Genomic DNA, 13735 nt, shown 5'->3' with positions numbered 1-13735 from the left:
AAGTAAGTCTACTGCTGGTAACTACTTGTTTTTTATTCTTTTATCAATTTCTTATATCGATAGTTCAAGATAAACAACGGGGTATAAATACACGCTCCTGTGCATCTCTGTACCCGCGATATTACTGACATGGATGTCAGTACTTATGATTTGTCTGGAACTAAAATCATGACCATTCATCCTCGGCTCTGGCATCCTCGACAACTGCTCCTGCGTTGTTCTACTTGCGTATATCCATATACTTATGCTTCGCTCTACCTTCTACATCCATGTATGCGTCAACATAAAAAAACCAAAAGATAAGCTCTTTTGGCTAAACCTAATAGCCTAACGAAGCTTAAGGGGACCTCGCTTTGGTATTGACCTAAACAGCTGGCTTAACAGCTATTTGTTTAGGTCAATAAGATGGTTTGAAATTTTACTAACTTACCGGTATTGGACTTAATCAATTACTCGTCTATATCTATGACGTGTGAAGTAAAAATATGTCCAACTATATTTAAAATGATTTGAGTTTTAGTGGTCGACATGATTTTTAATCATGTGCTTATATTGGGTATTTATACTGAATGTATAAAAGCTTATTAATAAAAAATAGTTGCTTAGCCTGCTTTAATTACAGGTTAGGCAATTATTGGGGGAAATTTAATAAGGCTTGTTTCATTGTAAGATGTGGCTTATTCATTGATTAGTTGTCGTCTAGTAACTCGCTTCCATGCGAGTTGCTGGAGACAGTAAAGTAAAATTTCGTTTTACTTTACTGTATTTCACAAGTTGAAAAAATGATGAAGATATAGATGTCATGACTTAGTTATTATTCAATGAGGTGAAAAAATATCTTTAAATCAATATGATAGATTAGCCAGAAGAACCACTAATTTGCATTAAAGCGGAGAAGAGCCGAAAATATATAGCAAAAATTTACACTCTAATGTCTCTTGTGCACACTAAGTGAGCCTTATTCGTTAAGGGTGGGACGGCTGTGGTTCGCTCACTGCTGACCGACGGCACAGCCACTCTCTGCCGTTCGATAACGCCATGCACTAGAACTTATAGCCTATATTTAAGGTAATCATTGCTTTTTTTTCAGTGCTTGGGCAATCAACGTAGCAGCCTCCTCCCAAAGGAACTCCATCACCTTTAGTAAAACCTATGCCTGTCCCTATAACGAAACCGTTATTAGAAAAACCTTTGAAGTGATAATTATAAGTAGCAAATAAAAATCCTTCCGAGCTATCTATTGCTTCTGCTCCTACAGTAACGCCATAAGCATGTTTTGAGTTTTTACTAAATGTTGTTTGAAATCCAGTGGAAAAGCCTACAACACCAACTGAACCGTAGTATTTACTATACTCAGTTTTATAAGCAAATTGCCCCCCAAGTATACCGCCATACTCATGACCAGCACCTATAGCGAACTCGAAATCGCCAGCAGAGCTCGAAAAAGAAATTAACAACAAAGCAATGAGTGAAATTTTCATATTAATCCTATTTTATTTATATTTTACGACTGTTAATCATTCCTAGTCAGCTGATAACGTAAGGTAAATAATCTGGTTACGTTAAAATCCTTTTGAATGGAACTTCTGTACCAAAAGCGGTTATTCAGCCAAAAGGTTTTTATTTCAGCTTTAACCACCAAAAATGACATTAGCTATTAAAGCTAATTAGACGAGTTGGATTGAATTTTGTACCGATAACATTTGTCCAGTTGAACGCCTTATAGCTATGCATTTATAACTATATGATAAAGTGTTTGAATTTTATTAACTTAAAGTCAAATACAGTATTTAAAGCAGCGTTATGACTCTTAGATATTACTGGATTATATTTCCATTTTTTTATTACCCGCAAAGCTTCTTTTCCGAATTCAAACCCTTCGGGACTTACTTTAATCACTTTGGCGTTTATCACGTTACCATTTTTATCTACATCAAAATAAAGTTGCACCCATCCTTCCTGCTTAACTTTTGCTGCACGTTTAGGGTATTTAGGAACAATCGGAACAATCGAAACAATTGGATAAATTTGGTTGTTCTCTTTAGCTGATGTTGGAATAGGTTCTATAGGCTTTTTAGAAAAGGACTTGCTAGTCGATTGACACCCAACCAGTAAAACCCCAATTATTAGTATATTCAAAAATTTCATCTTAACTCCTTTGTCCTTGTTCAATTTCTTGTTTGCATTATATGCGTGTGACTCGTTCATGCTCTTTACTTGCTGGTCTATCTTTTTTATTTACGTGTTCTTGGCTTTTATTGAGTATTACAATTTTACTTTTTGATCTATAAGAGTATTCAGATTCTGGATAGGTTTTTATTAGATATAAGTGTTGACCAATAGCTTCTCTGTATCTTTTTTCCTTTTCTAAACAAATTGCTCTCAAATAGGTTATTTCAGCTCTAAGTTCAGGTGTAGTATCTGAATAACTTCCAGCACTTCTAAGTTTTTTATATGCCAACATGCAATTGTTTTCTTCGATTGCGTCGTAGGCTCCGAGCATTGCCCCTTTTTGAGCAAGAGAGCACCCGCTCAGATAAGTTAAGACACTAAGAACTAAAATCAATTTATACATATTAAATTTTCCAAAATGCTAACGCCCCATTAAGAGGCTTTTAATAGTTGGCTATAATGTGAAGCAAAGCGGAACCTAACCAACTGTTAAAAGTCCTGCTTGAATGGCTTATAGCTTTAATTTTTGTAAGCAATAAAGGTGTATTTTATTGGGTCCTTTTCAAGTTCTTTTGTGCTGTAGCGCTGATAGGCTATTACTTTTTTAATGCACTGCATAGCTGGGTTGTTTGCATTATTTAAAGCCTTAATGTTAATAGGTTTAGCCCATTTTTCATTTTGTTTTTCTAAATTAAAAGCAAAGTCAAATACAACTCTATTACTATCTTTGTTAAATTGAACATTATGACTACAGCTTTTCTGAGGAAGAACCATGACAATAGGGTTACTGTTCACCGATTCAGGTACAAACGTAACTTCATGTTTTGGAGTTGACTGGCACCCAGATAACATTAATAAAACGGTTAAACTAATAGTACGATTTTTCATAAACAGCCTTCAAAGTTAACGCTTATTTAAGCTATAAATCTAAGACGCATTAGTTGATAAAATGTACAACTAAGTTTAAAAATAATTGAATTATGATGTTGAAGTATCAACCCAACGCTAGTTATGTTCATACATCAGAGTGATGGGCGCGACTTGTTTGCGTCCCTCGCTGCGATTGTTTAAATATATTCAATTTTCACTGCCGTTAACAGCGATATGCACAATTCGACAAGCATGGCCTTTGCTTTTGCTGTTTTTCTCATTTGAAATGCGAACATAGAGCTTATTTTTTACTCCAGGTTTTAATTCTGCTGCTAAGATATAAAGCCATGGAATATGTAAACCTTTGCTCCAGACTGTATACAGGTCTTGTGCTGTCCATGGGCCATCATTAACCTTGAACTCGATTATCCCTGCATCTGGACCTGCCGCAACAAACAGTCCAATAGCCGTGCCGACAAAACTGTGTTCAAAGCTGTCTCCTGGCTGCGTACCTACTAACATGGGTACGTTTACAAAACCTGGGCGTGTGCTGCCACCAACATTATTCTTCCATTGGCGATCCAGCTTGAATCCTTTAAGTGCTTTCGCTTTCTCGGGCTTCAACAACGTGCCTGAAACATAGGAGTATTTATCTAACTGTTTCGGCAAAACATAAGGCAGTACTTTTTTGTTGTTATTAGGCCATGCAGCATCGAAATATCTAGCAATAGTTGCGCTGTATAACTTGTGTCCAAATGGCGATGGATGTAGGTTCTTGAAATCATTCGCCCAAGTGAATTCATCTAGGTTAATACGTTCAGTGACTTCCTTTGCTAAATTGATGGATGAAAGCTTGTAATGCTCGGCAACCTTTTCATGGTTTTGTATCACCAAAGGGATTTTTCCCTCGTTGTACACCGCCATTTTCGAAGGGTCGACAAAATGCATTATCACGATGTCAATATTCGGATTAAGCTTACGGGCATGCCTGACAATCCCTTCCATACCACGAACTTGCTCTTGACTGCTACGCCCATTAGTGGGGTCATTCACCGCGGCCTCTGTAAATAAGAGGTCGACCGGGCCATTCTTAAAAACATCACCTTCTAACCGAAATGCACCTGGAGTTGAGCCTGTCGACGGAATGCCAGCGTTAATAAAATCAAATTGTGTTTTCGGGAAACGTCGTTGCAAGTCGACAGAAACGAGTTCTTTCCATCCCTTCATATTGGTAATGGAACCACCCAGAAATACAACACGCCCCTCACTGGTTTGCTCAAAGACAATTCCTGAGTTTTTCAAGCCGTCACGTAACTCAAAATAATCTGCACTATTAGCAACCATGCTTATTGTCATCAACAGGGATAACATGGTCAGTTTGAGAGACATAACTATTTTCCTTAAAATAAGTGTTGTACAACACTATTTAAAATATTTGTGCATATATTCAATGTGACTTTTAACTTTGTGGCTATGACTTGATTATTTGTTGAATTAATAAAGGGATAGACATACCAAGGTTTACTCTGTGGTATGCCTATTGATTTATTTATAAGTTCGAAATAAGAGGGAAGGGCTATTTAGTTAGCTTTAAGCCCCAAACGAATTGACCTGATTTGTTTTTAGGCAAGTCAACAACTAGGTCGTTACCTTCGACAGTAAAGGTTAATGCGCCTTTAGCACTTCCTTTAGCAGTTAACAGTTCAATGTTCTTGGCGTTAAATTGAGCCGCTTGCGGCAATTTAACTTGGCCATTTTCGGACCAATCGACAAACCAAGCATAAAGAACATCACCTTTTTGGGTATAACGGATAGCCGCTTTGTCATACTTCCAAGTATCTTTTGACCCCGCCTGTAAACTATTGAGTTTACCTTCACCAAAAGTAAGCCAAGGTGTAGATTGATGAATACCTTCGCCATTAACCTGCATCCACTGGCCAATTTCAAGTAGCGCAGTTTCTTGGCCTTTGTCTAAGCTGCCATCAGCTCTTGGGCCGATATTAAGCAATAAATTGCCATTGCGGCTGACAATATCAACAAAGCCACGCAGTAAGGTATCTGTTGGCCAAGCGGCTCTTTCTCCGGTATAACCCCAGCTGCCATTTATGGTGTAATGTGCTTGCCAAGGTCGCGCTTTAATGCCACCTTCGAGCGAGCCTTCATTATCATGAATCGCTTCTCCGGCTTTTAGCGCATCGCGTTTCCAAGATAATGCTACGTCTTTATTCCAGTCTGTGCTTTTGTTGTAATAGCTTGCGGCCACACGTCTGAAGGCATCGCGAAATATTTCTGTTTTATATTCATTATGAGCATCGGCAATACCGCCATCGACAAAAATATAGTCAGGTTGATAGTTGTCGATAAGCTCATTCATTACCCGTTCCCATTGCAGGGCATCTTCAGGACGTGGTGGATCGGTGTCTTTTCGGCGTTTACCGTACAGGCCTTCATTTTCCAGATCCCAAGTGTCGAACTGCTCGCGAAAGTTATAGTACTTCCAGTGCCTACCGTAATGGGTGGAAACCCCGGTTTTAATGCCTTTTTTGCGCATCGCCGCGGTTAACTCGCCAACCACGTCACGTTTGGGCCCCATTTTCGCGGCATTCCAGGCAATTTCCTTAGAATCCCACATGGCAAAACCATCGTGATGTACAGCAGGCGCGGCGAAATAAGCGGCACCAGATTTTTTAATCAAATCAGCGTAATAATTGGCATCAAATTTCTCTAAGGTTAACTTAGGGATGAAGTCTTTGTAGCCAAATGTCTTGCGATCGCCATAGGTTTTTATGTGATGATCACTAAATGACTTGGTATATGCTGGATATTTTTGCATGTTTGCATTGTCGGTGCTGTAGTACATATTAGTGGCATACCACTCATTCTTGTATGCCGGTACCGCGAACAGGCTTAAGTGCATAAAAACGCCTAATTTACCTTCACTGTACCACTGAGGAACATCATATGAAGATAACGACTCATGGCTAGTATTGTACTTTTCTTCGGCAAAAACAGCATTATTGGCGAGCAAACTGGTGAGCAAAAAAGTCCTAAGTATGTTTGCATGATAACGTTTAAAATTTATCATTGTTGTCCTAAATAATTATATAAATGCTAATAAAAAAATAGTTGCTGAGCCTATGTTAACCACAGGCTGAGCAACTATTGGAAAATTTGAAAAAGCCTTGTCTCATTGCAAGATAAGGCTTATTCCATTGTCTAGGTGCCTAAAGCTAGAAGTTTATACGAATACCACCGTAGTAGGTGATGCCTCGAGCCTGAATATCATAGACCATATGTGGTGAAGGAGTAGAGAACTCCTTAGATGACAGATTACCCCTCGTTGTTACTTCATTGGTTAAGTTATTTGCCGCAGCAAAAATCGAAACCTCTTTAGAAACCTTATACTTCAGACTAACACTTAAGTTTTTACCAGGGTATTGCAGGACAAACTTTTCAGGGCCATCAGGAACTGGCGTACCGCCTTGATAATTATAGTTTATTCTAGCTGAGAATGGACGACCATCATCAAAGGTTAACGCGATGTTGTAGGTGCTGTCTATCCATCCTGAGGGGGTATGCCACAATTCAGTCGCTTTAGTTTTGTTCTTCGTGCCTCCAGGGTATTCATAGTTATAATCTTGGTAGGCATTATGGAAAAACTTCATGTAGTTCGCGGATAAGGCAATACCGCCTAAAGACTCATGGAAAATAGCAAAGCTTTGCCTCATTGAAAGCTCTATTCCGGTAACGTCGCCGCCTTCTTGTTTTTGTTCAGAAGTAAATGGCAAGGTAACTGGATCTCCATTTTTATCTTTGGCATATTTTACCGGCATATAGGTTGAGCCAACGGCATAAAGTCCGTCTAGGTCTTTATAGAAAGCAGCGATTGAATAATAATCCCATTGGGTTGGATACCATTCAAAAGAGATATCAGCTTGGGTTGATGTTATCGGCTCTAATCGAGGGTTACCCGCCTTGCCTAATGATATACTTGACACTTCACCATTTTGGCCTGCTTCTTGATTTGCATCGTGTTTTTGATCTTTACTCTTAAGTTGAATGGATGAATGAATCTCGCTAATACTTGGACGGATCATTGCTTGACCAAGACCAACTCGAATGATGACATCGTCAATAAATCTGAAATTGACATTTAACGTTGGCAATAAATCTTCATATTCGAACGTTTCGGTAATATATCTTGGATTTTCTCCCGGTACTAGGTCGTAAACACCTTTAATTGGCTTCCCAGTAGTGCCATCATGGCGTAGCTCAAGGGTGAAGTCAGTGCCAAAACTGGTGCTATCAAGTACCGTTTTGTAATAACGTACACCGAATACGCCGTCATACCAGTCACCGGCAAAAGCTGCTTGTACATAAGCGGCGGTAGTATCTTCTTTTATTTCATAACTGCTATATCTGTCATTTTCAGAAAAGACCCTTTCTGGAAAAAATGGGGCTTGCTGAGCTAGAAAGGTTCTAGCATCAAGATGGAAGGTGTCATCAAAACCAGTAACCCCATCCATATTTTGCCAAGGGTTAGTGGTAAGATCCATATTTAGCGCATGGTAGTCGACATCGGTCATTTGCGCCCATTGCGCTGTCCACTCTTCATCAGTAAAAGTTGTTTTACCATCGGACTCCTCACCTGGCGCGGGTGCTCTAGTGTTACCACTTACAAAGTTTCCGTTAATATCTATAGTATCGCCTTGATAATCTTCGACATCAGCAATGTCTTCTTTAGTATTACGAGAGTACCTACCACCAAATTTTATTTGGTGAACCATGGCTAAATCTACATCCCAGGTTAAGTCGAATTTAACTGCTGATACTGCGCTTTCCTTTACTGAATTAGAATTGCCAAAATGGTCTATATAAAACAAGTCAGGATTATTTAAGTTATGGGTGAGTTGACTTGGATCTAATGTGTAGGTATCAGCGTTATAAGCTTCACCGTCAACATCACTGCCAAGGTATTCAAGCATTATCTCTTCATCATGAAAACCAAAGTTAAAATAATGGTTCATATCATCACCATAAACACCGCTCACAGAACGCCAACTATAATAGTTATCTGAGGTTGAATGAGCTAAATCCACATTTAACGCTAAGTTATCAGTCAGGGTGTAATCGAAATTAAGGCCGAAAACTCTAATTTCATCTCGATTATCTGTGGTGACATTGCCCTTAGACCAGTTACTATCAACATCAGCACCGTTATAGGCTTTATGTGGATGGGAATCGATTTTACTCATGCCACCCATCAATATCCCCGTGTCAGGGTCTATGTCCATTAGCGCCGGGTCAGTAAGAACGTTATTCAGTCCCCAGGCACTCCATTGGTTTTGCGTACCTTGGTAATCATAATTAGCTAGCATAACATCGACACTGATCAGTAAATCATCATTTGGCGTCCATTGTAGCGCGCCAACCACTGACTTTTGCACTCGGTCTTGCCTTTGCGGTTGAAGCTGAACAGCAGTCATGAAATAGTCATTAATGCCATCTTCGTTTATATCTCGAGGCCATTGCTTGCCTTGGAGTTCACCGCTTTTAACTTTTTCGGTAAACTCAACATCATCTTTCCATGAATATGCCAAAGAAACCGCTAAATCATCACTAAGGTGATAACTAACCAAGCCATCAATACTTCGGCCCCACTTGTCTTTATTAAATATATTGGTAAGAAAAGTATCGTTTGTCTCCGATGTTAAATCTTGTACTTGTTCACCACTGTTCATGCCGGCATTAAAACTAAAAATGTTTTTATCGACCTCTAATGGTTTAAAGGTTTCCATATTTATTTGACCGGCGATGCCGCCTTCTATGCTATCTGCACGGGATGTTTTATACACTTGTGCCTTTCGAATAGCTGCGCCTGGAAATAAACTTAAATTAGCTGAACGCGAGCCCCAAGGGGCGACAATTTGGCGATCATTTAAGGTTGTCAGGGTATATTGTCCGCCCATACCTCGGACAGAAACCGAGTCACTGCGGCCTTCATTTTGGTTACCGGTAACACCGGTTAATCGTTCAAGTGATTCGGCAATACTTGGGCCCGGTAATGCGCCAATTTCTTCCGCCGAAAGGTTATCAGAAATGGTCATAGCAAATTTTTTCATATTAATGGCTGCTATTTCACTAGAGCGCATACCACCAATAGTAATGACTTCAATATCGGACCGTTTTATTGCTGCTTCATTTTCTGCTGCTTTTTCTTTTGCTGTTTTAGTTTCTGCTACTGCTTTAGTTTCATTGGTTGTATTAACTTCAGCTTCTTGTGCTAAAGCCTGTGTAGGTACTTGAATGTATAACGCGGCTATTAGCGCTAAACTTATTTTTGATTTTTTCATTATTCTTCCACCTTGAATTCATCAAGTTATTTAATATATTGTGTTAATTCATTAATCTTGTCTTTTCACTCAACAAGATTGAGTCGCTTTAATGGTGTTATTTTTGTGCTTTACTTTTTGTTTTAACAAAGCGTCGAATTAATGAAAATGCACTTAATAAGAACATCCCAATGAAGCCAAATGAACCACCACCAACTTCTTTGGTAGATTTGTGTATTTCTTTAGGTATTTCATTACGAACAATATATATATAAACAGGTATTGTTTTTACTGTGTTTTCAAATGAGTCTTCAACCATGTCTGCTTCATTATTAGTGAGCGTTAAGGTGAAGGTTTCTGGGAAGCTCTCACTCCACTCCGGCACAGTAAAACTGAGCGTTGGCGTCGTTGTATCTGTTCCTTCGGCTACAATCCGTCCATTCCACCACTGTGTTATGGTCCATTCCCAGTTATGACTTAAAGTAAAACCATCGCTATCAGTAGCGCCACTAGCATCAAGAGTGATTTCTTCACCTGGCATAACGTTGAGATATTCAATGGTTTCGATCACCTCATTGGTGTCAGGATCTCTGGTTTCAACCACGGTTGTACCATTACTTTCATCTCGGCCGGTTATGACTAGATTTGGCGTAATAGTAGCGGGGGTTTTATAAATGGTTACCGGGTATAACTCTGAGTAAGTTTGCGTTGGCGTTTCAACGGTTAAGCTAAATTCGGCTTCAACTTTTGTCTCTGAAACCGGCGGAATAAAGGTAAGGGTTTGACCCGAGGGAGTAAGATCAAAAGAACCTACCGTTTGTTCCCAGGTATAAATGGTACCAGCTACATCCATGCTTGGTATGCTAGCACTGGCATCAAGCATCACTTCAGTGCCTGCAATTGCCGTTGATGATTCAATTGAAATAAGGACGTTTTTACTGTCATCTAAAGGATGACCATCATTAACATCTAGCACACCATCGTTATCATCATCGTCATCTAACTCTAAACCAGAGCCATCAATACAGGTTTGATCACATTCGGCCATGAAGTCATCGGGCTTACCATCAGCATCGGTATCTTTAGCTGCTGCTGGATTTTCTGGAAAGGCATCAGCCGTGTCGACTACGCCATCTTCATCGGTGTCGCCAGCGATAGGTATTTCAATTAACGAGAAGTTAGCAGCATACAATACCCGTTTATTGCCATCACTGTTAGGGAGTGGCTCGTCATCATCAGTGGATATATTCAATTGGAAGGGTTTAGTTACATCAATATCTCTAGGGGCATTAAATGCCTCTTCCATGGTGTGCCAATGATATAAATCGGGCCAGTCTGGATTAGTAGCTGAAACTGCCTCTTCTGTTAAGATAACCTTTGTTTGTTCTGACTCGCCGAGCTTGGTATAGGAGTAGCTCAACACTATACCAAAATGTGAAGCACCCTCAACTGAATAAACATAGCTGCCACCTGGAACAATATTCTCAATGACACGCGCAATACCAGCATCGTGACTTCCGCGCCAGTTAATGGCTAGACACCTATCTACTGTAAAATCGCTATCACCCTCGGCATTAGGGTGAGCACGAGCGCAATTATTGAAATCACCGGAAGAATGGTCAGAAAGAACCATCACTATCCCTGCTGTCCCTAGAGACGGAATATATATGCCATTGAGTTCAGGTGAATAATTACCATGCTCATCGGCGCTAATATAACCTGCATTACTAGGCCATCCATCAGGGTAAACTGTTGACGCGTCTAGTTCATTTAGTTCACCTACATTTCCAGGAATATATTGCTTAGGTTCGGTTATCTCAGACTCAAAAGGTTTTTCAATTAATGAGAAGTCATCCGCCCAAATTTGCGAGGTGGCTGTTTTATAAATATCAACAGTATCATCACCAACCGTTCTTAAAATGACTTTAAAGGGTTTTGCTACATCTATATCATATGGCGCTTTAAAACTATCTTCAGCGGTAACCCATTCAGAATTAGATAGCTCTGTTTCAGTTAGGTTTACGATGGTCTCTGTGTCTTCACCAACTTTGGTGTAGCTATAAGCCCACACTAAAGAGCCTTCAGTTGCAGCGTTGGCTGAAAGGTCATAGCTACCTAATGGTTCAATACATGAAATCTCACGGGCAATACCACCTTTATGAAAAACACGCCCCTGATTCATATAAATATAATTCCCGTCATCACCGTCGGGAGCATTTGTGGCAAATCCATCATCTATTGCAGTTCGAGTATCATCCATAAACCTCATCCAACCTGAACTATAGGCCGAATAAGCAGCGACTGTTCCAGCCGTTGTTTCTATGGATACACCATTAACTTTATCTTCAATGGCAATAGAGCCATAGCCCCAATCACTTGCTGGAAGAAAATTTGTTAGCGCATCTACTTCACCCGATGTTATATGTTGAATATTTTCGGTAATGCCATCACCTCTATCCGGACACTCTAGTGCAAGTGCAGAACCACTTGTCATGAGTAATGCTGCAGCAATAGCCACGGTAATTTTGTTTTTTTTCATTATTACGCCCCTTTCCCTTGTTTTTTATTTTTTGCTTTTAGTTTTTAGCTTTTAATTATTTTAATAAATTAGTCGTCAGTACCTAGGACGCTTCAATTAAAAAAATGTACAACTATATATAAAGAAAGTTTTATATCGTTGAACTATTTATTATATTTCGGTAATAGCTCATGACTATTTCAATAGAAAAACTTATGGGTATGGGTATTGGTATGAGATAAAAGCAAATGGCGTTTTGTGATGATAGATATAGAAGAGGTTTGTACGATAAATTTGAGTGTATTCAGTTGTTGAATCTGGGGCATTGCAGTCAAGAATATGCCTGCCGTTAGTGTGATTTGTATATAGGAAAGGTTAAACCAAAGAATGTACAAGCATATTTAAATGTTTTTTTGTATTTCTAATACCTATTGTTCTAATTAAAACAACATAATTTCACATACGTTTTATGTAGTCGTGACGGAAGTATTACTTTTTAAAGCAGGGGTGACTAAAATATTATACCTAGATACTCGTCGAATGTTTCGCTAAAAATTTATATTTAATGTCGGTAACCGCGTGCTGGTATTGATAATTTTTGTGTTTGATAACATCAGACAATAAAAACTAATAATTACTTTTAAATATAGTTGTACATTTCTTTGGTTCATACGTCCTTACAAGTGGTGAATAATTTATTGAGTAACAATAAAAATTATATAAATAAAAAATATTCAAAGGATAAATACAATATGAGTAGAATATTAAAACACAAGGTTGCTATCGCTATAACTAGCGCTTTGATATTAGCAAGTACGTCAGCATTTGCAGAAAACCTAATTCCAGAAGGTGAAATGGAATTCATCCCAGGTACTGATAAAAACCTAGCTTTTAATGCTGGACCAATGTTGTCTGATGGCACTACCCAAGCTTGGGGTCAAATAGGTACAGGATGGTGTCGTTTCATCAGTGATTCGCTTACAGGAGATAAAGCGGGCGTTCCCGAGCATGCACCAGCACCAAATACTACCAATGTAGCTTATTGTAATCACAAACGAACGGACGACAACGGTGGTATTTACCGTGAAGTTGAAGGGCTAGAAGTTGGAAAGAGTTACAGTGTTACTGCAACGGGTGCTACGCGTGGCAGCCTTCAGTTTGCATTTGAGTACACTAAAGTAGGTGCTCCAGTTGTCGAAGAGGTAGTAGAACGCACGATAGTTGACTTAGACAACGTGGTTGTTTCTGACTTAGTTTGGGTTGACCTTGCTGATACTCTTACTGTACCCGCTGATGCAGACTTAACTCAAAGATTCCGTGTTTTTATTCATACTCAGCCGAGTGAAACGTATTCATCAACAGATGTTTTAGAAACAGAACGCTCATTAATGTGGGTTGATAATTTAGTCATGACTCAGGTAGGTGAAGAGCCTGATTCAGACGATGTGGTAGTGCAGGGGCAATTATTCCCTCAAGATGAATTAGATGTCTTAACTGCTTTTGATACTTCAGGTGATGCTTGGAGTACAGGCACTATTTTATTTGGTAAAGATGGTCATACGGGGGTTCCGTTAACCTCTACAGGCGCTCAAGCGTATGTATACGCAGGTGAAGACAATTGGGGCGAGGCAAGAATCATCAATCCAGCGATGGTTGATCCAGCCAATGTTAGGTACCTTGATGGCTTTGATGGAGTATATTTATACCTTGATAATTGGCGAAATAAACATACTGATGGTATTGGTCGCTTAGTTGAAGGTATTGTACCCGATAGTAGTTATGAGCTTTCAGCAAGAGGGTCGACAGAAGGGTCTTTCGTTTGGGCTTATCGTTATACCAAAGT

The 13735-nt window shown here is 39.3% G+C and carries 9 protein-coding genes; 1 reads left to right on the top strand and 8 read right to left on the bottom strand.

Features of this window, described 5'->3' with window-relative positions; translation table 11 throughout:
• Window positions 1-1043 precede the first annotated feature (1043 nt).
• From F580_RS0116965 to F580_RS0116930, 8 genes are all read right to left on the bottom strand, one after another.
• Window positions 1044-1481, bottom strand: a complete 438-nt coding sequence (locus F580_RS0116965; RefSeq protein ID WP_019028947.1) for a hypothetical protein — start codon at window positions 1479-1481, stop codon at window positions 1044-1046.
• 259 nt (window positions 1482-1740) lie between these two features.
• Entirely contained in the window at window positions 1741-2148 is a 408-nt protein-coding gene (locus tag F580_RS25635) for an energy transducer TonB (RefSeq protein ID WP_169338321.1), read from the bottom strand.
• A 37-nt stretch (window positions 2149-2185) separates the two neighbouring features.
• The gene (locus F580_RS0116955; RefSeq protein WP_019028945.1) at window positions 2186-2575 is read right to left on the bottom strand and encodes a hypothetical protein; all 390 of its coding nucleotides are present in this window, start codon (window positions 2573-2575) and stop codon (window positions 2186-2188) included.
• A gap of 116 nt (window positions 2576-2691) precedes the next feature.
• On the bottom strand, window positions 2692-3060 hold the full coding sequence (locus tag F580_RS0116950) for a hypothetical protein (RefSeq protein ID WP_019028944.1): 369 nt from the start codon (window positions 3058-3060) through the stop codon (window positions 2692-2694).
• 189 nt (window positions 3061-3249) lie between these two features.
• Window positions 3250-4431, bottom strand: coding sequence for an SGNH/GDSL hydrolase family protein (locus F580_RS24825; RefSeq protein ID WP_019028943.1), 1182 nt, complete (start codon window positions 4429-4431; stop codon window positions 3250-3252).
• A gap of 187 nt (window positions 4432-4618) precedes the next feature.
• Window positions 4619-6127 (bottom strand): alpha-L-fucosidase, encoded by a 1509-nt coding sequence (locus tag F580_RS24820; protein ID WP_019028942.1) that lies wholly within the window; start codon window positions 6125-6127, stop codon window positions 4619-4621.
• 145 nt (window positions 6128-6272) lie between these two features.
• Complete coding sequence (locus F580_RS0116935; protein WP_019028941.1) at window positions 6273-9395, bottom strand: TonB-dependent receptor; 3123 nt, start codon at window positions 9393-9395, stop codon at window positions 6273-6275.
• Window positions 9396-9492: 97 nt separating this feature from the next.
• The gene (locus F580_RS0116930) at window positions 9493-11913 is read right to left on the bottom strand and encodes a hypothetical protein (protein ID WP_019028940.1); all 2421 of its coding nucleotides are present in this window, start codon (window positions 11911-11913) and stop codon (window positions 9493-9495) included.
• Window positions 11914-12644: 731 nt separating this feature from the next.
• Here F580_RS0116930 and F580_RS26635 point away from each other — a divergent pair.
• Window positions 12645-13735, top strand: a 1091-nt coding sequence (locus F580_RS26635; RefSeq protein WP_040357543.1) for a hypothetical protein, incomplete at its 3' end; no start/stop codon positions are given.

The organism is Colwellia piezophila ATCC BAA-637 (assembly GCF_000378625.1).
Taxonomy (GTDB): Bacteria; Pseudomonadota; Gammaproteobacteria; order Enterobacterales; family Alteromonadaceae; genus Colwellia; species Colwellia piezophila.
The sequence above is the reverse complement of the archived record's forward strand: the minus strand, read 5'-3'. Positions and strand labels throughout refer to the sequence as shown.